The organism is Staphylococcus sp. 231237_7MaSpsaltlick (genome assembly GCF_043107035.1).
The window spans coordinates 1-481 of record NZ_JBICNX010000339.1; the positions used below are offsets into that span (position 1 = coordinate 1).

The 481-nt window shown below is 32.6% G+C and carries 1 protein-coding gene; it reads right to left on the reverse strand.

The window, feature by feature from the left end; genetic code table 11:
• Window positions 1-98: 98 nt before the first annotated feature.
• On the reverse strand, window positions 99-481 hold a 383-nt coding region (locus tag ACF91D_RS31785), incomplete at its 5' end, for a DJ-1/PfpI family protein (protein ID WP_392438703.1).

Genomic DNA, 481 nt, shown 5'->3' on the forward strand with positions numbered 1-481 from the left:
TTTCAGAACATAAATGTCTTTGACTAAATCAAAAATACTCCTATAATATGCGATTATCTACGATATAAGCCTTTCACATTGATGAAGGGCTTTTCAAACTATTTGGATAAATCAATTGATTCCATTAACTGATAAAAATATTCAGTTTTATGAGTTTTATTTAACTTATACCATGCTGCTAATGTATCTGGTTCAAATACTTCAACCTTTTTTAGTACCTCCCGAGCAAATTCTAGTGACGCAATACCTGACGCAGTAATTAAATTTTCATCAGACACAGCCGACTTCATTTCAAAATATTTTTCACCTTTATAATTAGGACATATCATTTTAGTATATTCTAAGTTATTACTCGTGTGTTTCCTAGTATCTAAATAGCCACTACTAGCTAAAGCATCCACTGCACCACAAATTGCAGCTACAACAACTCCTTCATCTAATGCCTTACCAACGCATTCTTTGATTGGCTGATGTACCTGAT